Origin of the sequence: Butyrivibrio sp. TB, assembly GCF_900110805.1 — a bacterium.
GTDB lineage: Bacteria > Bacillota > Clostridia > Lachnospirales > Lachnospiraceae > Butyrivibrio > Butyrivibrio fibrisolvens_C.
On the sequence record NZ_FOER01000019.1, the window covers coordinates 84,183 to 102,861 of the forward strand.

Sequence of the window (18,679 nt, forward strand, 5' to 3'; positions counted from 1 at the left end):
GTTACATCTGATGAGAGCTTATATATATTAAAAAAGGGAGGTTATGAAAAAGATTTCAGCTATATACAAAGCTGTAGTAGTGGTTAGTGGGGGATTAGATATGGTTAGCAACTTCGAATGCATCCCAGATACCATACATGATGTTGGATACCTGCTTAGCATCGCCAAGAAGATAGATCTCGTCTACATCATTCTTGTACTGGTTGTAGAGTGTATTCTCGCTTGCATAACCTACGCAAAGTACTACGCTGTCAGCTTCAAGCTCTTTAGTTCCTTCGCCTACAGATGCCTTTAATACGCCGTCCTTGTATTCTGTAACTTTAGCACCTGTAACAACGTCAATTCCGTTGAATGGAATGAGCTTTTCAAGCATTTCCTTATTAGCTGAGCAGAGAGGTCCGTTAACTGCCATGAGCTTATCAAGAGCTTCTACGATAGTTACCTTTTTGCCCTTCTGAGCAAGGTCAAGTGCAAGTTCGCATCCTACAAGACCGCCGCCGACTACAACAACCTTGTCTCCGGCATCTTTCTTGCCAAGAAGTACCTGCTCTGCAGAGTAAACCTTGTCATCATCGCCAAGTGAGAACATCTTAGGACGAGAACCTGTAGCAAGGATAACAGCATCATACTGACTGTCAAGGATCTCTTTCTCAGTAGCCTTTGTATTCATATGAACTTCTACATTAAGGCGTACCATTTCATCTTCGTACCACTTAGCAAGTGCGATATCGTCTTCCTTGAATGCCGGAGCACCGCCAGGGATGAGGTTACCGCCAAGTCTGTCTGATGCTTCATAAAGGACAGGCTCATGACCTCTTTCTGCAAGTACGCGTGCAGCTTCACAACCTGCAACACCGCCGCCTACTACGAGGACTTTTTTCTTCTTAACAACAGGGTTGTACTTGTTAAGTCTCTCTTTGCCTGCCTGAGGGTTAACAGCACAGTTGATGAGAGAGTAAGTCTGGATACGACCCATGCAGCCTTCCTGACAGCTGATACATGGACGGATCTGTGAGAGGTTACCTCTGCGGATCTTGTTAACGATATCAGGATCAGCAAGTGTAGGACGACCAAGGGAGATCATGTCGCAGATATTCTTGTTAAGACAGTCAATAGCTGTATCAGGGTTATCTACACGACCTGCCATGATAACAGGGATGTTTACATTCTCCTTAGTGATACGTGCAAATTCCTTGTAAGGAGCCTTCTCCATGTACATCGGAGGGTGATTCCACCACCATGCATCGTATGTTCCTGCGTCTACGTCAAGAGCGTCATAGCCGAATTTCTCAAGAAGCTTTGCTGCCTCGATACCTTCTTCGATATCACGGCCTTTTTCTTCGAATTCTTCGCCCGGAAGAGCACCTTCACGGAAGTCCTTGACCATGCTCTTAAGTGAGAATCTCATTGCAACAGGGAAGTCCCAGCCACAAGTCTTAGCGATCTCTTCACGGATCTCTTTAGCGAATCTGAGTCTGTTCTCAAGTGATCCGCCGTATTCATCTTCTCTGTGATTGAAGAAGGAGATAGCAAACTGGTCGATAAGGTAGCCTTCGTGTACAGCGTGGATTTCAACGCCGTCGAAGCCTGCACGCTTAGCATTGTAAGCGCCCTTACCAAAGCTCTTTACGATTCCGTGGATTTCTTCTACAGTAAGTGGACGGCAAGTCTTGTCAAGCCATCTGTGCGGGATAGCAGAAGCAGATACAGGAGGGAACTCTCCAAGGTTTGTAGGGATAGTAACACGTCCGAATCCACCACTCATCTGCAGGAATATCTTAGAACCGTAAGCGTGTACACGCTCTGTCATCTCACGGCTTGTTCTTACGAACTGAACCGGATTGTAAGTTGAGTTAGGTGTATTAGGGAAAGAAGGCTTCTCAACCTCAGTGTCTGAGAATGTTACACCTGTGATGATAAGACCGATGCCGCCCTTGGCACGTCTTGTGTAGTAATCAATACCTCTGTCATTCCAGCCGCCTTCGCAGTCGCCAAGACCAAGTGGTCCCATGGGTGCCATAGCGTAGCGGTTCTTGATTTCGAGCTTACCGATCTTGATAGGCTCAAAAAGTCCCTGGTACTTCATATAAATTGTCCTCCTACCTGTTTATTATTGGTATATATTGGTGAGAAAATAATGAAACATGCGTTAGTAGCACGCTTCATAAGCCGGGTGTAAAAGCTTAACCTGCCTTTGTTAAACTTTTATCATATGTATTAATTTTATAATATGATCACGCTATGAGCCATCAACAAATAGTTGATAGAGTTAAACAATTCATTTCGCTTATTGACTCAAAAAGTGACAAGGTGGTATCATGACATAGAAATTCATCCATGAATTTCATATTTAAATATTGTAGTAGGGCTTGCATCGCTGGCCACGGTTAGGAAATCCATAATCCATCTCGGGTCATGGATTATTTTTTTGCTCAAAAAGATAACATGTTGGAAAGGATATAAAACAATGCAAAACGAATTATTTGAAAAAGCACCGATTCCCAAGGCTTATATGAAGATGGCTCTGCCTGTTGTTATGGGTATGGTAGTTACTCTTATTTATAATCTTGTGGATACTTATTTTATCGCGCTGACCGGCAATACGGATCTTATTGCAGGAGTATCTTTGTGCGCACCTTTATTTACACTGCTTCTGGCAATAGGAGATATATTTGGAATAGGCGGAAGCTCTGTGGTTTCAAGAGTTCTTGGATCACATGACAGGGAAGGCGCCAGGAGTAAGAGTACGTTTTGTATATATACCTCTGTTATCACAGGTATTATTTTTACTATACTTATGCTGGTATTTAAAAAGCAGGTAGTTATGCTGCTTGGAGCTACTGATAATACTTATGATTATGCGCAGCAGTACTATACATGGCTTATTCTTGCGTCAACTTTTGTCATCTTTTCACTGGTTCCTTCTAACCTTTTAAGAGCAGAAGGTAAGGCTATGGAATCGATGGTAGGATCTGTTGTTGGAACTGTTGTTAATATAATCCTTGATCCTATCTTCATCTTTGGACTTGGACTTGGCGCTGCTGGTGCGGCTATGGCAACTGCTATAGGTTATGTTGTCACCTCAGTATTTTTTGTCATAATCATTGTCCAAAAGAGTGATGTGCTCTCTATAGATCCGAAAGGCCTTAGCTTTGACGCGCAGACATTCTCTGGAGTTCTGGCTATAGGACTTCCTTCAAGTATTACGAATCTGATGCAGACAGTTGGTATTACCCTCACCAATAGATACCTGCAACCTTACGGCGATGACAATATCGCCATTATGGGTATCGTCCTTAAGATCGTTAACATTGCTGTACTCGTTATCGTGGGTCTTGCTTTTGGCGGTCAGCCTCTTATCGGATACTGCTATGGAGCAAAGCTTAAGGACAGGCTTAAGAAGATCATGGGATTTGGAATGGCTATTACAGGCGGAACCGGACTTGTAGCACTTTTTATTCTTTCTCTTTTTTCCAAAGTGATTCTTGGAAGATTTCTGACTGATCCTGATATGATAGATATGGGGGCAAGGATGCTTATATTCCAGCTTCTTGGAATGCCGCTCATGGGGATATGTCTTATAGTTATCTGCACATTTCAGGCAACAGGCAAGGCGATAGGTGCGTTTATCTTATCATCCTGCAGGCAGGGGGTTGTATTCTTGCCAGCTCTGATAATTCTATCTGTAACGGCAGGTCTTAACGGTGTTATTGCAGCGCAGGTTACAGCTGATATTATCACTACAGTTGTTGCCTTTTGGCTGTTTAGGGTCTTTCTTTGGAGAGAAATTGTGTGAGTAGCAGAAATATATAATTATTGAATCTTGAACGCATTAATGCTATCATAATGATGAAAAAAGACACAGAAGACTCCACGCAGAGAAATTGAAAAAGCATAGGCAGAAAGAGATGATTGGAGAAAAAGGAAAGGCGGAAAACATGAGTGATTGGAAAAAATATAAAGATCACGTAAGAGAAACTTCTCCCATTATAGGGAATGATATTGATGAAGTCGAAGAAATATCAGCTATTGTTGGAGCTATGATAGAACAAAGACATAATCTTGAATTATCTCAAAGAGAATTGGCGCAATTATGTGGTATACCACATTCATCCGTAGCTAGGATCGAGTCCGGTAAAACAACGCCAAATCTTTCCACTCTGTTGAAAATATTTAATAAGCTTGGACTTAGTTTCTCAGTACAACCTACAGTAAATATTGCAAGACCGATAAAGTGACATTGGCCTATGGTTTTATTTTGTAAGTAAAGTTTAAAAATCCGATTCCATAGTAGGTTTCGGATTTTTTTTATGTATTAAGAAATTCTAAAAATATATTTTTTTCTAAATGCATTAGTTATAATGATATTTGAGACTACTGAAATTTGAGTATAAAAAGATAACTATCAATAGAAAGGAAATAACACTTATGGTAAAGCATGTGATCTTGTGGACATTAAAAGATGAGCTTTCTGATTCTGAGAAGGCTGATATCAAAAAGAGCATCAAGGATGGCCTTGAGGGCCTTAAAGATAAGGTTCCGGGAATTGTGGAGATCAAGGTTAATATAGAAGTTTTACCTTCTTCCAATGCCGATCTGATGCTTGATTCAACTTTTGAAAGTGAAGAGGCGCTTAAAAATTATGCGACTCATCCTGAGCATGTAGCTGTAGCTGATAATAAGGTAAGACCATATACCAAGCTTAGAAGCTGCCTGGATTATATTGTTCAATAGGAAATTATTAATAACAGCGTTAAGTATATTTTTAATATAAGTTATGATTTCTATAACACAGGAGGATTAGAGTATGGAGTTTAAAGACGTAGTTAAGAACCGCTATTCATGCAAAAAGTACAGTGACAGAAAGGTCAATAAGGCTAGCCTTCAGCATATTCTTGAAGCAGGAAGACTTGCTCCTACTGCAAAGAATCTGCAAGAGCAGCATATCTATGTGCTTGAATCAGACGATGCTCTTGCAAAGGTTGATAAAGCTACACCTTGCAGATATGGTGCGCCTTTGGTTATAGCTGTAGCATTTGATAAGAACAATGTATTTACTTATCCGGGCGGCAAGAGAGACTCAGGTATTGAAGATGCGACTATAGTTGCAACTCACATGATCCTGGCTGCAGCTGATGAAAGTGTTGACAGCTGCTGGATCAATTTCTTTGATCCCGATGAACTTGCCAAAGATCTGGGACTTCCGGATAATGAGGAAATCCTCATGCTCCTTGACCTTGGATTTGCAGCAGAGGGAGCTGGTCCACTTGAGAATCATGGTAAGAGAAAAGATCTGTCTGAAACTGTAAGCTATCTGTAATCAATCGGGTTATGGGGTTCTATAACTTAATATTGGAGGTGTTTATGGCTGGTAACAACGATTCCAACAAGATAACAAGGAGATTAATTCCATGACAGCTGAGCTTGTGTCTATCATGGGACGCTGCGGCTTTGCAACAACTGATTTAATCAATGATTCTGTATTATGGAGCCGATAAATATTTATTAAGAAGGAACTTATATGGACAAGGAACTTGACAAGTTAACAGTAACAATGAATCTTATTCATGATATTTTTAATATAGATTATTCGACTTTTGATAGATATGAAGATATCGAAAGATTCTGCAGTGACAATAGAGTAATAGATGCACAGTCATGGCTTACAGAAGATGCTCTTAAACTGATACTTGATAAGAGTCATCATGATAATGTTAACTATTTCGAAGACATTCTCCATGTAAGGATCATCCTTTTTTACTATGAAGATAAACCTGTAATACTAGGACCTTATCTTGCAGAAGAGATGACGATCGGGCGGAGCATCCAGATCTGCAATAAGATAGACAAAAAGAATATGGATGCTCAGAATCTTCTTATCTATTATGGCAGATATCCTGTGATACACGAGAGCATTATGGAGAAAATACTCCGCGGTATATTGCGAAGCCTTGATCTTGAGAATCTGACTGAGCATTATACTGCATATAAATATGAAAAAAACGAGGATATTTATGATAATGAGCTTGTGAAGATGAGTAATGCCAATCTTGAGACTCACTATATGACTGAAAGACAGTATATGGATGCGATAAAGCGTGGCAATACTCAGGAGGTGCTGCATTATAGAAAACTTTTGTCTGAGAATGCTTCCGGAATGTGGACCAAGAAGTTCAATATGGAAGACCAAAGACTGGGACTTGCTGTTAACAGAGCTATGAGCAGGATAGCAGCTTATGAAGCGGGAGTTCCTGCACCTATCATACATAAGATCACAACCAAGGAATCTAAAGCAATAGCTGCTGCGCAGAGCCAGAAGCAGATGATAGATGCCTGTGAGACTATGTTAAAAGAGTTCTGTGAGATGGTGAGATCTATTAAGAACGAGAAATACTCTGCGATGACTCAGAGCATCATGTATTCTATCAATCAAAATTATATGAATGAGCTCACTATCAAGGATATTGCCAAAGAGCTAAATATCACAGAAAGTTACATGATCGCACAATTTAAAGAAGAAACAGGTATTACTCCGGCTGTGTATCTTAGAAAAGTAAGACTAAAAAAAGCCGCCGGCCTTCTTATCTCTACAAGCGATGAGATTCAGAAGATCAGCGGCAGTGTAGGAATTCCTGATGCCAATTATTTTGTCAAATTATTTAAGGATGAATTTCAAATGACGCCATCGGCGTATCGAAGGAGCTATAAGATATAGCACCTGTATTTGCAAACTCGCATATCATATCTACCAGTTTGTCCGACAGATCGAAGTCTTCCTGGGTCATCGGACGCCAGCACTTACGTATGGATCCTATCGTATACCAAAGCTCTGCTGAGTGGAAAGCTCCCTTGTCATCTCCGGGGAGTTTTCTTGAGAAGTAGAAGTAGTAGGCTCTGCCTTCGTTCCTATTTACAGTATTGCAGAAGTCTTTGCTCATCTGATGCAGGAACTGTGGTGCCATATCTTCTGAGTTTGTGCTAAGAAGATATGGAACATCTGCGTAGTCCTTGTCTTCTAATGACTGTGCAGGATCTTTGGGTATGATAAGTCCGTCTATATGCGGGCAGCAATGCGACATAAGATCTCTGTCTATCACGCTCTGGAACTTTTCTATAAGCTCTTTGACAGGAACCTGTCTCCAATCTTCAGGCTCATCTCCAAGAAGACTTGTAAGTCTTTCAAAATAGTCATAACTGTCTTCTACAGAACTTACACCTGCAAATTCCTTGCCAATTCCGCCTCCGCTTGCCATATATACCTTTTGAATATAAGGCTTGGTAAGGGGAGAGAAGCAGTGCTGCTGTATACTCATAGCGCCTGCTGATTGACCGAAAAGTGTAATATTGTCCTTATCGCCGCCAAAGTACTCTATATGATCATGAACCCATTTGATGGCTTCAAGTTGGTCATATAAGCCGTAGTTGCCGCTATGACCTGATTCCTTGGTAAGCTTTCGGTCACACAGAAAACCAAGTACGCCAAGTCTATAATTTATAGATACGAATATGATACCTTTACGGGCATAGGCTGTACCGTCCATATGATTCTCATTGCCGCATCCACCAAGGAATGCTCCGCCATGGATGTAGATGATAACAGGGGCTTTTTCGGCATCCTTTGGTGCATATATATTAAGAAAAAGACAATCCTCATCATAAGTATACTTGGCACCTTCCCTGAATTCCTTGTAGTAGAAAGGTGCAGGGTCTTTATGATCCTCTGGATCGTAGGTTCTAAATTGTGGGCAGGCATTGCCGAAATTGGTGGCATCATATATGCCATCAAAACTCGTCACAGGCTCTGGATAAGCAAATCTTCTGGCAGTAGCATATCTGATGCCTCTAAACTGGACTGTATTATCATCAAGTTCAAGTCCCTTTATCTGTCCAAGGTCTGTATCGCGGATGATAGTATTCATACTGTTTCTCCTTATATTGTTATGTATGATTTAATGCTTGTACATTCAGAAATCCGCAATAGCTACGGATTTCTGAAGTTATGTTTAGTAGCTCATATTTTTAGTTCTTGGATTCATGCATTTCATGAAGTTTTGCATACATCTCATCGGACTTATTCTTGGTAAGAGGGTAGATGAGAAGGATACTTACAAGGATCACGACTGCGCCCAATAAAGGCATAAGGATTACAAGTTTTCTTATGTTCTCGCCAAATTCCGGGATCTGCTCTTTGGCACCAGCTACAAATCCGGCTGTTCCTATAAGAGCTGTTGAGATAGAAGCTGCGGCTGCGGAACCTATTTTCCTGGAGAATGTATAAATAGAATACATAGTTCCATCTGAGCGCTCGCCGGTCTTATATTCCTGGTAATCGATTGATTCTGTTACAAGTGCCCATACGAGCATTGTGAAGGTTGTAAGTCCGAGGTTTGCAACAGTATTTACAAACATGAATACATAGCAGTTAGGGATCCTAATGAAGAATAAGATACCGAATGCGATGATACTGTAAAATGCTGAGTAGATAATGAGCTTCCTGTTACCTACGATCTTGGCAAGACGTGGTACTGCAAAGAATGCCACGAACATCATAGGAAGGCTGATCATTGAAGATGCTGCCATTGCTTTGGGCATATGATAGTACTCTTTGTAAAGGAAGTTGTTCATGCTTTGTGCACTTGCGAACATGCTGCCGATAGACGCGATCATAACTGCAATAAGGGCTCTGTTAGTAAAGGCTTCCTTAACAACATGTGTAAGGCTGTACTTGCGGGCAGATGCACCTGCGAATCTGTGTTCCTGATGGATTCTTTCCTTGGTAAGACCAAGAAGGATAAGATAGAAGATTACTGACAATACGCCTGCTACGATCGCCATAAGGAAATATCCCTTTGCATTTGGATTACCTGCTTCGTCCCAGATAGCAAGAGATACAAGAGGGATGAAAAGGATACCAACGCCCATCCCGCCGAAAGCTCTTGCTCTTGAAAGCTTGGTCCTTTCTACAGGTGAGTCTGTGATAACAGAAGCCATAGCGCCGTAAGGCATTGATACACCTGTATATGCCATTCCATAGAGAATGTAGGATACAGCGACCCATGCATGCTTGATAATATCAGGCATAGAAACTGTATTAGTAAAGCACATAAGGCCTGTAAGTGCCAGAGGCACCATGAATAATCTGATCCAGGGCTTGAACTTGTCTGTGCCCTTGCCAATCTTGAATCTGTCAGGTAGTGAACCAATCATAGGATCGTTGATTGCATCCCATATCTTGGCGACGAAGATAAGTGTTGCCATCCATGCAGGACTGATGCCAAGAACGTATGTACAGAATGTAACATAGAAAGCACTTATGTAGAGGTTTACAAGACTACCTCCAAAGTCGCCACTAAAATATCCAAACTGTTCCAGAAAGGAAAGCTTTGTTTCTTTTCGTGAAGCTGGTGCTGAATCTTGAGATGTTACTTTTGCTGAATCTTGAGACGTTTCTTTTGCTGAATCTGGTGATACTCCATTTAGTAATTCTTTTGATTGCTGCGTTTTCATTACAATTGCTCCTTTGGTCAAAAGTATATTTAATACGATAATTATATTTTTAACAAGCAACTGTAAATAGAAAAAAATGAGACAGAATATAACAATATATTATATAGCGCATATCATGTTATACATAATACTTTGTGTCAGAATCTGCTAAATAGTTAGAAAAGAATATTTTTGGCAGTAGACATTCACAACCAAGAAATCATGATTTCTTGTGGCCAAAGGAAAAAACGCAAGAATCCAGCAAAGCAGAATTTTTTATGAATCAGATATGACAATTGTCATTATAAATGGTGACGATGTTCACTGGTTTATAAGTGCTGCTATATGTATTATAGTCTCATAACAAGTCATCCACGAGACAATAGATAAAATGGTATATAACTAACTCAGACTTCCCACTTGCCTGCCTCAGCAAGGCCTTTGGTGATACTGCACCGTCCAAGTGGGAAGCCTTCAACTAACTAATCATAAAGGGAGAAGAATATGAGTACTAGCGTAGTAGCAATCGATAATCTGGTAAAAAGATATGGAGACAAAGTTGCAGTTGACCACTTTTCACTTAATGTACAGGAAGGAGAGATATTAGGACTTCTTGGACCAAACGGGTCAGGCAAGACCACAACGATCAACTGCCTGTTATCACTGCTTCAGTATGATAAGGGGACAGTTACTATTTTTGACAAAGAGATGAAACCTGAGGCTTATGATATCAAGTCACAGATAGGCGTTGTAATGCAGAATGTAGCTGTAGTTGATACCTTGAACGTATATGAGAATGTAGACTTTTTCTGCGGATTATATATTAAAAATAAAGCTCTAAGAAAAAAATATGTAGAGGAAGCTCTTGAGTTTACAGGTCTATCAGAATACAAAAAGTATAAGCCTCAAAAGCTCTCAGGAGGACTTCTCAGAAGACTTAACATAGCCTGCGGTATCGCTCATAAGCCAAAGCTTATCATCTTCGATGAGCCGACAGTTGCTGTTGATCCCCAGTCAAGGAATGCGATACTTGAAGGCATCAGGAAGATGAATAAGGCAGGAGCTACGATCATCTATACATCACACTATATGGAAGAAGTTGAAGAGCTCTGTACCAGAGTAGTCATCATGGATCATGGCAGAAACGTAGCAAGTGGCACTTCACAAGAGCTCAAGTCATCTCTTATAAGCCGTGAGACGATAAGGGTCGGCCTTCCTGACAGATCAGACAAGATCATAGGTGATATCAAAGAGATAAATCATGTATACAAGGTCAAAGAAGATGGTGATGATCTTGTGATCAAGTGCGATGGCGGAGAACACAACCTTGTACACATCCTTGGATATCTTACTGATAATCATATCCCATTTGGACATGTATCAACACAGCTTCCATCACTAAATGACGTATTCCTTGAGATAACAGGAAAGGAGCTTAGAGACTGATGTTTGGACGCATTTATATATACAAATTAAAAGAGCTTGCAAGAAACAGATATCTTGTTGGATGGAACTTCCTGTTCCCGATCGTTCTGGCTACAGCTTTTTATATGGGATTTGGAAATATGATCGCAGAAGATCCTGATACATTTAAAGCAATAGATGTTGGATATGTTAATACAGGAGACGTTGATACAAGCTTTACTTTGATGCTGGATGAGCTTTCTAAAGAAAATGACGATCATGAGAAGATACTTAATGTACATGAATATCCATCCAAAGAGGAAGCACTAAAGGACCTAAAAGGAGAAGATGGTCTGTATGGAATATATGTTGATGATAACGGCGATGTAGAGACAATCGTTCCTTTTAACGGATATAAGACGACAACTCTTAATCAGATAGTAAGAGAGTATGAGAACAAAGTAACACTTATAGAAAATATAGCCAAAGACCATCCTGATAAGCTTGAAAGTTCTATGGAGATGATATCCGGTGATCTTAAAGTCCTTAAAGAACATGAATTTGGCAATAATACTTCCCAGTACCTTCAATACTTCTTTGCTCTTATAGCTATGGCTTCACTTTTTAGTTCCTGGATAAGTACGGCGATGCTGGAAGGAATGTGTGCCAATCTGACTGAGCGAGGCAAGCGTTTTGAATGTTCACCGGCAAGTAAGCTTTTGTCAATTGCGGCAGGAATCTTAGCAGGCCTTACACTGCAAGCTGTCTCTAATGCAATAGTTGTTGTATATGTTGAGTATATCTTGAAGATAAATCTTGGAGCTCCGCTTCTTAACATAATCTTCCTGACTACTCTTGGAAGCGGGCTTGGAATATCAGCAGGTGTACTTATGGGTTCTTTGATCAGAAATGAAAGACTGCTTGTAGTAGTGCCGCTTGCTTTTACTATGACATGTTCTTTTTGCAGCGGCCTTATGTGGCACCAGATAAGGCAGCTTATTGAAGCGAACTTTCCTATACTAAATAAGATCAATCCCGCAGCGCTTCTTGTAGACTGTCTGTATACAAGAGCTGCTTATGGCAAAACAGATATATACTATCAGGATATTTATATTATGAGCGGTATGATTGCCGGATGTCTCATCATCAGTGCATTCCTTTTAAGGAGGAGGAAATATGTCAGTCTTTAATGCGATACTTAAATCTCTTAAATCCAATATAATGACCATAATAGTCTATTTTTCCATATTTGCAGTATTTGGAAATATGCAGGCAAGAGCTACGGTTACTACACAAGAAGATGTCTTTGAAGAAGTAACTGTCAAAGTGGCTGTAACAGACAAGGATAACTCTAAACTAAGCAGAGCTCTTGTAAGCTATCTTGAAAGCACTCAGGAAGTTGTAGATCCAAAGACCGATGATCCTCAGACTATGAATGATAATGTAAGATTCCTTATCTATGAATATGCTCTTATAATTCCTGAGGGGTTCGAAGAAAATATTTTATCCGGTAATACGGAAGGTGCTCTTACTTATATAGCACCGGGTACCACCGCATCACAGTTCCTATTAACCCAAAAGCTTGATGACTATCTGCAGGACGTTGTGATATATTTAAATAGTGGTTATAGCGAGGATGAGGCTATAAGACTTACTTATGATCAGATGTTAGAGCTCAGTGGCACTAAGGCATCTGTACTTGATACATCTGATGATAACCATCGTTCTTTTTATACATCCATGTTCACATTTAACGGATACACACTTATGATGCTCCTGTGCATCTGCTGTGCAAGTACTCTGACTTTTATGAAGAACAAAGATGTCAAAAAGCGTATTTCAGTTAGTGGAATGCACTTTATGACCAGAAATGCAGCAACTATCGGAGGCGTAACCTTCGTGGGCTTTGCGATCACTTCTTTTGTAATTCTGGTCATCCAGCTTATGGGTCTTGAATATGCTAATGAAAAGCTCCTATACTATGCACTTGATACCTACGCTCTGATGCTGGTGGGACTTGGAATGGCATATTTTATCTGCTCGATATCATCCAGCGAGAATCTTATCAACATGATATCCAATATGCTGGTATTGTCCATGAGTTTTCTATGCGGAGTGTTTATTAACAAAGAGCTTCTGTCTGAAGGTATTGTCAAGGCAGCTCACTTCATGCCTCTTTACTGGTATACAAGAGCTTTGGATTTTATCAATGACACGCCGGTTGACAGCATTATGGGACGACGTTTTGGAACATATCTTCTTATAGAGGTTCTCTTTGGCCTTACTTTCTTAGCAGCAGGCATGATCATTACAAGGAAAAAGGAACAATATGCTCTATGATGTGATTATCCGCCTTCTGGCGGCGGCAGGACTTATTACTATAGCAAATGCAAATGGCATTACAACCTCTTCGGTTGTGGTGTCTGTTTGCATTTTTTTGATACTTGAAGTAAGTCTTCTTTTTAATGATAAAAGAGTTTACAGTTTTGTTACCTTGATCCCTTTTGTGATAGCAGGTGCGTATGTTTGGGGAGATCCTTATGACATGTTAAAGCTATGGGCAATCGTGATACTTGGAGCTTTTACAGCTGTCTCTATCATCTTGTATGAGATCATGATGAAATACAAGACACTTCTTTTTAGAACAAGAGATGACAGCAAGGAACTGGAAGATATGCTTGAAGACAAGAATAGACGCCTTATGTCAGAGCAGGACCAGCAGGTACACCTTGCTACACTTGCTGAGCGCAACAGGATAGCAAGAGAGATCCATGACAATGTAGGCCACCTTCTGTCAAGAGCAATCCTTCTACTTGGAGCTATCAAGACTGTCAACAAGGATGATTCTATAAGTTCGCAGCTTGAGATGCTGGCAGGAACCCTGGATGAGTCTATGGAGAAGATGAGAGCCTCAGTTCATGATCTTCACGACGATTCTATAGACCTTAAGAAGAACTTTGATGATATAATAGGAGAACTTAAAGACTATAAAGTCCTTGCAGATCTTGATCTTGACGAGTCTGTTCCTACAAAGATAAAGCTGTCTCTGATCGGTATACTAAAAGAAGCAGTTACTAACATATTAAAGCATTCAAGTGCAGACACCGTCTCCATCATACTTCAGAGGAACTATAGCTTTTGTAGCCTTTCTGTCACTGATAATGGACATCTGTCTGATGCTCAGAAAGAAAAGATCTCATCCGGCAGTCTTGACGGTATAGGCCTTGAGAATATCAGGAACAGAGCAAGATCTCTTGGTGGCGATGCTTACTTCTATACAAACGACGGCTTCACAGTCTTTGCGCGCCTCCCCATAAATGATCCCCAGAGACCAAAATGACCCCTGGGGGATGGAGTTAAGGAACCGTTTCAAGAACATAGAGATACAAATAAAGATACAAACTAAGATACAACTTAAGATATAAAAAAAGATACAAATTAAGCTATAAATAAAGATATAAAATTAATATAGAAATAAAGATAAGATTAAAGATATAAAATAAATATAGAACTAAACATAGAAATAAAGATAGAAATAAAGATAGAAATAAGGATTACGTACTATGCCGGTAGAAGATAAAAAGATACTATTAGTAGATGATGATGAACTTATAACAATGTCTCTTGAGATGATCATAAATGCGGAAGAAGGCTTTAACGTCGTTGGCAAGGGTGGCAGCGGACGAGAAGGTATAGATTTATATGACAAGCTAAGCCCGGACCTTCTTCTTATGGATATCAGAATGGCCGATATGAATGGACTTGAAGCTGCAGAAGAGATATTAAAAAGGCACAAGGACGCTGTGATACTTTTTTTGACAACATTCTCTGATGATGAATATATTGTGAAAGCTCTAAAACTTGGCGTTAGAGGATATCTTCTGAAGCAGGACTATAAATCACTTCCGGCTGCGATCAAAGCTGCATTAAATGGTCAGAGCGTATTCGGAGGAGCTGTTGTAGACAAACTTCCTGCGCTTATGAACAAAGCTTCAAGTAGTGAATCTGAATTTGACTATGAGTCCAAAGATATTACAGAAAAAGAGTTTGAGGTTATCCAGCTGGTAGCAGAAGGCTATTCCAATAAGGAGATTGCTGGAAAGCTCTTTTTGTCAGAGGGAACTGTCAGGAACTATCTGTCTACAATTCTTGAAAAGCTGGAACTGCGTGACAGGACACAGCTTGCGATTTTTTATCTCAAAAATCATCAGTGATCATATTGATATGTATATAGATATCTAGAGTTCATTAATTTGAAACACACATTTATAGTGTGTTTCATTTATTAAAGGGGAATCTATTTTTTAGGGGGAGACGTATGAAATATAAGTTTGTATCATTGGAGATTAAGAGGTTTATTGCACTTTTTTGCATTATTGCAAGTAGCTGTCTTCTTTTGTCGGGATGCTATGGATCACGGTATTCAGAAGATGAAGCTAATGAAGTTGTAAAACAGGGCACAGCATTAATGGAAGACTGGATAAAAATGAATTGTCCTTATGGAAAGATAGTAGAAATTAATCATTATGATTTAATGTATCCAAGTGGTCCCTGGTATCTTACTGATTATGTAACAGGTACAATGAATGACGGACATACAGATAGAGGATTTGCTGCTAATATAAAAACCGGTGCTGTATGGCTTAGACCAGACGATGATATGTTGGAAGAATTTGTTGAGTGTTCTAAGGAATACTATTTGAAGAGTCTTGATCTTCCATCTGATACAATATTTGGTGATTCATTCCATACCGGTTTGTGTTATAGACCGCTTCGAGAAGGTTCATTTGATAGTACGGCTGATGCTTTTTTTGAATATTATGGTCTTCCGGGTGAATTGGTGCTTCAAAATGGTGATGTAAAAGAATATGTAAATAATCCGGACAGGGGAGCAACTATATATTATAACGGTTGGATAGAACAATTGCCGGAAAGCTTTTCTTTAGAAAGTTATACCTTTGATGATCTAAAGCAAAGGCAGGAAAAGTATAATATCAAGTGTGATTATATAGTTTTAAAAAGCAAATTTGAGCAATTTTCTTATAGTTATTTAAATTATCTTCACTATGAAAAATGGGAATATGAAGAGATCGGAGATGTTTTATTAAAAAACAGATCTGTTTATAGAAGAACAGAGAAAGAACATGGAATAGTAAAGACAAATGAATATACCTTTAATGCTCAAGAAGGTGTACAGATAGAAAAAACAGATAAAGGGTATCGTATCACAGTTGATCCTTGGGCTAAAAATGTAGAATTTCAGCTTATGGTAAAGGCAGGTAATCCCATGCTTGATCATGAGTATAAAAGAGTTTGGGAAGATGGTACTGAGAGAAATTGCTATTGGGACGAATGTGATGAAGGCTTTAGATTAGAAGATAATAAAGGAGCAATTATGAGCTTTTCTAGTACTACAGAATTGATTATAAGATAGAAACGACAGTAATAAAATTCTTAATATGCAGATGTTATATTTCGTTAATTCTTTGGTTCATAGAAGGGGATGAATATAATGGATATTGTATATAAAAAGCTGACTGAAAATGAACTTGACCAGATCATTAAAATGAGAATTAATCAGCTGACAGAAGAGTATACTTCGGAAGGTAAGACTGTTCCTGAAAATGTGGATCTTAAGAAGTCGCTGATGGATTTTTATACCAAGAATATGGCTGCTGGAACATATGTATCCTGGCTTGCTTTTGACGGCGATAAGATAGTTGGCACAAGCGGAATGTCTTTTGCAGAAAAGCCCCCGTATTTTACATGTCCTACAGGAAGACTTGGAATCTTATCAAGTATGTATACGGATCCTGATTATAGAAGGATGGGGATTGCAACGCAGCTTCTGGACAGAGTTGTCAAGGAAGCTAAGGACTATGGATGCGGAACGATCTATATTACAGCTTCTAATATGGGTGTTGAATTATACGAATCATATGGATTTAAGCATAATGGTAATTTCATGCAATATAATTTCTGAGAAAATATAAAGGTTAGAGATATTTATTTTTAAAAAAGATGTTATGCCGGTCACTGTTAGATATTTTTAACAGTGACTGGCACGTTTTTTCTGTATGCTATTCATAACAATCTTTCTTTTTGTTATAAAGCCATACTTTATTTGGTTTGCCTAGTTTACTATAGTCAACGCCAAGTATTTTACCAGTGGTTTTATCAAAAACAAATCCTGACGGATAATCACACGGGATTGCATAATATTTGTCATATTCGACTATAGCCTCTTCAGGTGGAAGCCCGAATACAGCTGACACAAATTCTCTATAGAAAGTATTTATATCCATTTTTTGACTTCCTTCCGTGATTTATAGTTTCGTAATAAAAAAAATATTTTCGCGAGGAGTATAAATGAATTACCATCGGCAAATTGTTTATTATGATTAGAAAAACGAAGAGTGATTCCATCGATAGTTACTAAATCGATAATACAATAACTAAATTGTGATACAATTATAAGTGACGAATTATTTAAACACATGGTATTCAAAGCATGGAGGTGGGTTATGAAATGTAAGTCATGTGGAGCTACCTTAGGAATTGAATCTGCTTTTTGCCCCAAATGTGGCGCAAAGGTTGAAAATTTAGAAAAAACAGACAAGCCAGGATTTAAGATAAATACGGATCAGCTAAAAGATTTTTCTTCTAATCTAACTAAAGCGGGTGGCGAAATGATAAAAAAATCAAGCGCTACAATATCCGAAAAAGCCGCGGAAATCAAAGATGCTGCGTTAGATGCCAAAGAAGATATAACCAATAAGCTTACAGAGTTGGACAGAATGCTTGAAAGCACCATTACACAATATAATGATGTATATACACTTATGAATGATAAGGGAATGCAACTCTATGTAGAGAGATGCAGAGCGCTGGATTCTATAAGTAATGTAGAATTATTAGTGAATAGTATTGCAAACCACCCAAAGAGTTTTGATATTGATTTTGAAGAAATAAACATAAATAGAAAAGAATTTACTGACGCCTGTGAATTTGCTCAGAGAGAAGTTAATGCTGCTAGAAATGCAGCAGGCGGAGCAGGAGCAGGCATTGCAGCAGGGGCTAGTGTGGCTTTTATGGCGCCAACTGCTGCAATGTGGATTGCAACGACTTTTGGTGTCGCATCTACTGGAACTGCTATATCTACATTAACTGGTGCTGCAGCAACAAATGCAGCATTAGCTTGGCTTGGCGGAGGAGCATTAACGGCAGGAGGTGCTGGAGTAGCGGGGGGACAGGCACTATTGGCATTGGCAGGACCTGTAGGATGGACAATTGCTGGGGCAACATTGTTAACATCAATACTTTTGTTTAGTAAAAATAGAACCAAACTTAACAAAGAAAAGAATGAAGAAATAGAAGCTGTTAAGCGAAACATTGAAGCTATAAAAGAAATGGATGGAAAGATATATGAGATTTTGTCTCAAACAAACGAAATACGAAAATCTCTGAATTCAAACGTAAGCGCGAAAAAATTAGGTGGATCGCTACCGCAATTAATTAGGTTCATAATGGATTCGAATAACGTACATTTTACTATGTTTAAAGTCGAATGATGAACATTTCACTACGACTTGGAAGGAGCTGTTATGTCGAATCCAAAGAAACCACAACCTCGCAGAACAGATGAGGAATGGTACAGACTCATTATGGACTGCAGAAAGAGCGGGCTATCCGATTCTCAGTTTTGTCAAGCAAATGGAATTCCTAATTCTTCGTTTTCTACTGCTGTCAAACGTCTACGCAAGAAATCTTTCGCGATTCCTGAAGTCAC

18 protein-coding genes are annotated in these 18,679 nt (G+C 39.3%); 14 read left to right on the forward strand and 4 right to left on the reverse strand.

Going from position 1 to position 18,679, the window contains the following annotated elements:
* Positions 1-94 precede the first annotated feature (94 nt).
* A complete protein-coding gene (locus BMX21_RS13095) occupies positions 95-2,086 on the reverse strand; it encodes an oxidoreductase (RefSeq protein ID WP_092045070.1) in 1,992 nt (663 codons plus the stop codon).
* A gap of 381 nt (positions 2,087-2,467) precedes the next feature.
* Here BMX21_RS13095 and BMX21_RS13100 point away from each other — a divergent pair, with 381 nt between their 5' ends.
* From BMX21_RS13100 to BMX21_RS13120, 5 genes are all read left to right on the forward strand, one after another.
* Positions 2,468-3,796: an MATE family efflux transporter gene (locus BMX21_RS13100; protein WP_092045073.1), complete on the forward strand. Its 1,329-nt coding sequence runs from the start codon at positions 2,468-2,470 to the stop codon at positions 3,794-3,796.
* Between the two features lie 112 nt (positions 3,797-3,908).
* Positions 3,909-4,238 (forward strand): helix-turn-helix domain-containing protein, encoded by a 330-nt coding sequence (locus BMX21_RS13105; RefSeq protein ID WP_242952925.1) that lies wholly within the window; start codon positions 3,909-3,911, stop codon positions 4,236-4,238.
* A 190-nt stretch (positions 4,239-4,428) separates the two neighbouring features.
* Positions 4,429-4,734 (forward strand): Dabb family protein, encoded by a 306-nt coding sequence (locus BMX21_RS13110; RefSeq protein ID WP_027205643.1) that lies wholly within the window; start codon positions 4,429-4,431, stop codon positions 4,732-4,734.
* 73 nt (positions 4,735-4,807) lie between these two features.
* Positions 4,808-5,320, forward strand: coding sequence for a nitroreductase family protein (locus tag BMX21_RS13115; RefSeq protein ID WP_092045075.1), 513 nt, complete (start codon positions 4,808-4,810; stop codon positions 5,318-5,320).
* 201 nt (positions 5,321-5,521) lie between these two features.
* Positions 5,522-6,715: a helix-turn-helix transcriptional regulator gene (locus BMX21_RS13120; protein ID WP_092045077.1), complete on the forward strand. Its 1,194-nt coding sequence runs from the start codon at positions 5,522-5,524 to the stop codon at positions 6,713-6,715.
* On the opposite strand, the gene BMX21_RS13125 is transcribed toward BMX21_RS13120, so the two are convergent.
* Together BMX21_RS13125 and BMX21_RS13130 are read right to left on the reverse strand one after the other, a co-directional pair.
* Positions 6,660-7,919 (reverse strand): carboxylesterase family protein, encoded by a 1,260-nt coding sequence (locus BMX21_RS13125; protein ID WP_092045080.1) that lies wholly within the window; start codon positions 7,917-7,919, stop codon positions 6,660-6,662. The genes BMX21_RS13120 and BMX21_RS13125 overlap by 56 nt on opposite strands.
* A 100-nt stretch (positions 7,920-8,019) precedes the next feature.
* The gene (locus BMX21_RS13130; protein ID WP_092045082.1) at positions 8,020-9,507 is read right to left on the reverse strand and encodes an MFS transporter; all 1,488 of its coding nucleotides are present in this window, start codon (positions 9,505-9,507) and stop codon (positions 8,020-8,022) included.
* Positions 9,508-9,990: 483 nt separating this feature from the next.
* On the opposite strand from BMX21_RS13130, the gene BMX21_RS13135 reads away from it, so the two are divergent.
* The 7 genes from BMX21_RS13135 to BMX21_RS13165 all read left to right on the forward strand — a co-directional run bounded on the left by BMX21_RS13135 (position 9,991) and on the right by BMX21_RS13165 (position 16,873).
* Positions 9,991-10,932 carry an ABC transporter ATP-binding protein gene (locus BMX21_RS13135; protein ID WP_027205639.1) on the forward strand — a complete coding sequence of 314 codons (942 nt, stop codon included), beginning with the start codon at positions 9,991-9,993 and terminating at the stop codon, positions 10,930-10,932.
* Complete coding sequence (locus BMX21_RS13140) at positions 10,932-12,080, forward strand: ABC transporter permease (RefSeq protein WP_092045085.1); 1,149 nt, start codon at positions 10,932-10,934, stop codon at positions 12,078-12,080. Before BMX21_RS13135 ends, BMX21_RS13140 begins: the two co-directional genes overlap by 1 nt.
* Positions 12,067-13,230: an ABC transporter permease gene (locus tag BMX21_RS13145; RefSeq protein ID WP_092045088.1), complete on the forward strand. Its 1,164-nt coding sequence runs from the start codon at positions 12,067-12,069 to the stop codon at positions 13,228-13,230. The genes BMX21_RS13140 and BMX21_RS13145 overlap by 14 nt, the downstream gene beginning before the upstream one ends.
* Positions 13,220-14,230 carry a sensor histidine kinase gene (locus BMX21_RS13150; protein ID WP_092045090.1) on the forward strand — a complete coding sequence of 337 codons (1,011 nt, stop codon included), beginning with the start codon at positions 13,220-13,222 and terminating at the stop codon, positions 14,228-14,230. The genes BMX21_RS13145 and BMX21_RS13150 overlap by 11 nt, the downstream gene beginning before the upstream one ends.
* Positions 14,231-14,453: 223 nt before the next feature.
* A complete protein-coding gene (locus BMX21_RS13155) occupies positions 14,454-15,104 on the forward strand; it encodes a response regulator (protein ID WP_092045093.1) in 651 nt (216 codons plus the stop codon).
* 104 nt (positions 15,105-15,208) lie between these two features.
* On the forward strand, positions 15,209-16,324 hold the full coding sequence (locus BMX21_RS13160; protein WP_092045096.1) for a hypothetical protein: 1,116 nt from the start codon (positions 15,209-15,211) through the stop codon (positions 16,322-16,324).
* 78 nt (positions 16,325-16,402) lie between these two features.
* A complete protein-coding gene (locus BMX21_RS13165; protein WP_092045099.1) occupies positions 16,403-16,873 on the forward strand; it encodes a GNAT family N-acetyltransferase in 471 nt (156 codons plus the stop codon).
* Positions 16,874-16,970: 97 nt separating this feature from the next.
* On the opposite strand, the gene BMX21_RS13170 is transcribed toward BMX21_RS13165, so the two are convergent.
* The gene (locus tag BMX21_RS13170; protein WP_092045102.1) at positions 16,971-17,195 is read right to left on the reverse strand and encodes a hypothetical protein; all 225 of its coding nucleotides are present in this window, start codon (positions 17,193-17,195) and stop codon (positions 16,971-16,973) included.
* Positions 17,196-17,414: 219 nt separating this feature from the next.
* Between BMX21_RS13170 and BMX21_RS19080 the strand changes: the two genes are divergently transcribed.
* On the forward strand, positions 17,415-18,461 hold the full coding sequence (locus tag BMX21_RS19080) for a zinc ribbon domain-containing protein (RefSeq protein ID WP_177174038.1): 1,047 nt from the start codon (positions 17,415-17,417) through the stop codon (positions 18,459-18,461).
* Positions 18,462-18,494: 33 nt separating this feature from the next.
* A partial coding sequence (gene tnpA / locus BMX21_RS19555; protein WP_242952891.1) for an IS66 family insertion sequence element accessory protein TnpA occupies positions 18,495-18,679 on the forward strand: 185 nt, incomplete at its 3' end.

What these genes read in the sequence shown, in the direction of transcription:
- BMX21_RS13095 (WP_092045070.1), bottom strand. Translation starts at nt 2,086, where the DNA reads ATGAAGTACCAGGGACTTTTTGAGCCTATCAAGATCGGTAAGCTCGAA.
- BMX21_RS13100 (WP_092045073.1), top strand. Translation starts at nt 2,468, where the DNA reads ATGCAAAACGAATTATTTGAAAAAGCACCGATTCCCAAGGCTTATATG.
- BMX21_RS13105 (WP_242952925.1), top strand. Translation starts at nt 3,909, where the DNA reads ATGATTGGAGAAAAAGGAAAGGCGGAAAACATGAGTGATTGGAAAAAA.
- BMX21_RS13110 (WP_027205643.1), top strand. Translation starts at nt 4,429, where the DNA reads ATGGTAAAGCATGTGATCTTGTGGACATTAAAAGATGAGCTTTCTGAT.
- BMX21_RS13115 (WP_092045075.1), top strand. Translation starts at nt 4,808, where the DNA reads ATGGAGTTTAAAGACGTAGTTAAGAACCGCTATTCATGCAAAAAGTAC.
- BMX21_RS13120 (WP_092045077.1), top strand. Translation starts at nt 5,522, where the DNA reads ATGGACAAGGAACTTGACAAGTTAACAGTAACAATGAATCTTATTCAT.
- BMX21_RS13125 (WP_092045080.1), bottom strand. Translation starts at nt 7,919, where the DNA reads ATGAATACTATCATCCGCGATACAGACCTTGGACAGATAAAGGGACTT.
- BMX21_RS13130 (WP_092045082.1), bottom strand. Translation starts at nt 9,507, where the DNA reads ATGAAAACGCAGCAATCAAAAGAATTACTAAATGGAGTATCACCAGAT.
- BMX21_RS13135 (WP_027205639.1), top strand. Translation starts at nt 9,991, where the DNA reads ATGAGTACTAGCGTAGTAGCAATCGATAATCTGGTAAAAAGATATGGA.
- BMX21_RS13140 (WP_092045085.1), top strand. Translation starts at nt 10,932, where the DNA reads ATGTTTGGACGCATTTATATATACAAATTAAAAGAGCTTGCAAGAAAC.
- BMX21_RS13145 (WP_092045088.1), top strand. Translation starts at nt 12,067, where the DNA reads ATGTCAGTCTTTAATGCGATACTTAAATCTCTTAAATCCAATATAATG.
- BMX21_RS13150 (WP_092045090.1), top strand. Translation starts at nt 13,220, where the DNA reads ATGCTCTATGATGTGATTATCCGCCTTCTGGCGGCGGCAGGACTTATT.
- BMX21_RS13155 (WP_092045093.1), top strand. Translation starts at nt 14,454, where the DNA reads ATGCCGGTAGAAGATAAAAAGATACTATTAGTAGATGATGATGAACTT.
- BMX21_RS13160 (WP_092045096.1), top strand. Translation starts at nt 15,209, where the DNA reads ATGAAATATAAGTTTGTATCATTGGAGATTAAGAGGTTTATTGCACTT.
- BMX21_RS13165 (WP_092045099.1), top strand. Translation starts at nt 16,403, where the DNA reads ATGGATATTGTATATAAAAAGCTGACTGAAAATGAACTTGACCAGATC.
- BMX21_RS13170 (WP_092045102.1), bottom strand. Translation starts at nt 17,195, where the DNA reads ATGGATATAAATACTTTCTATAGAGAATTTGTGTCAGCTGTATTCGGG.
- BMX21_RS19080 (WP_177174038.1), top strand. Translation starts at nt 17,415, where the DNA reads ATGAAATGTAAGTCATGTGGAGCTACCTTAGGAATTGAATCTGCTTTT.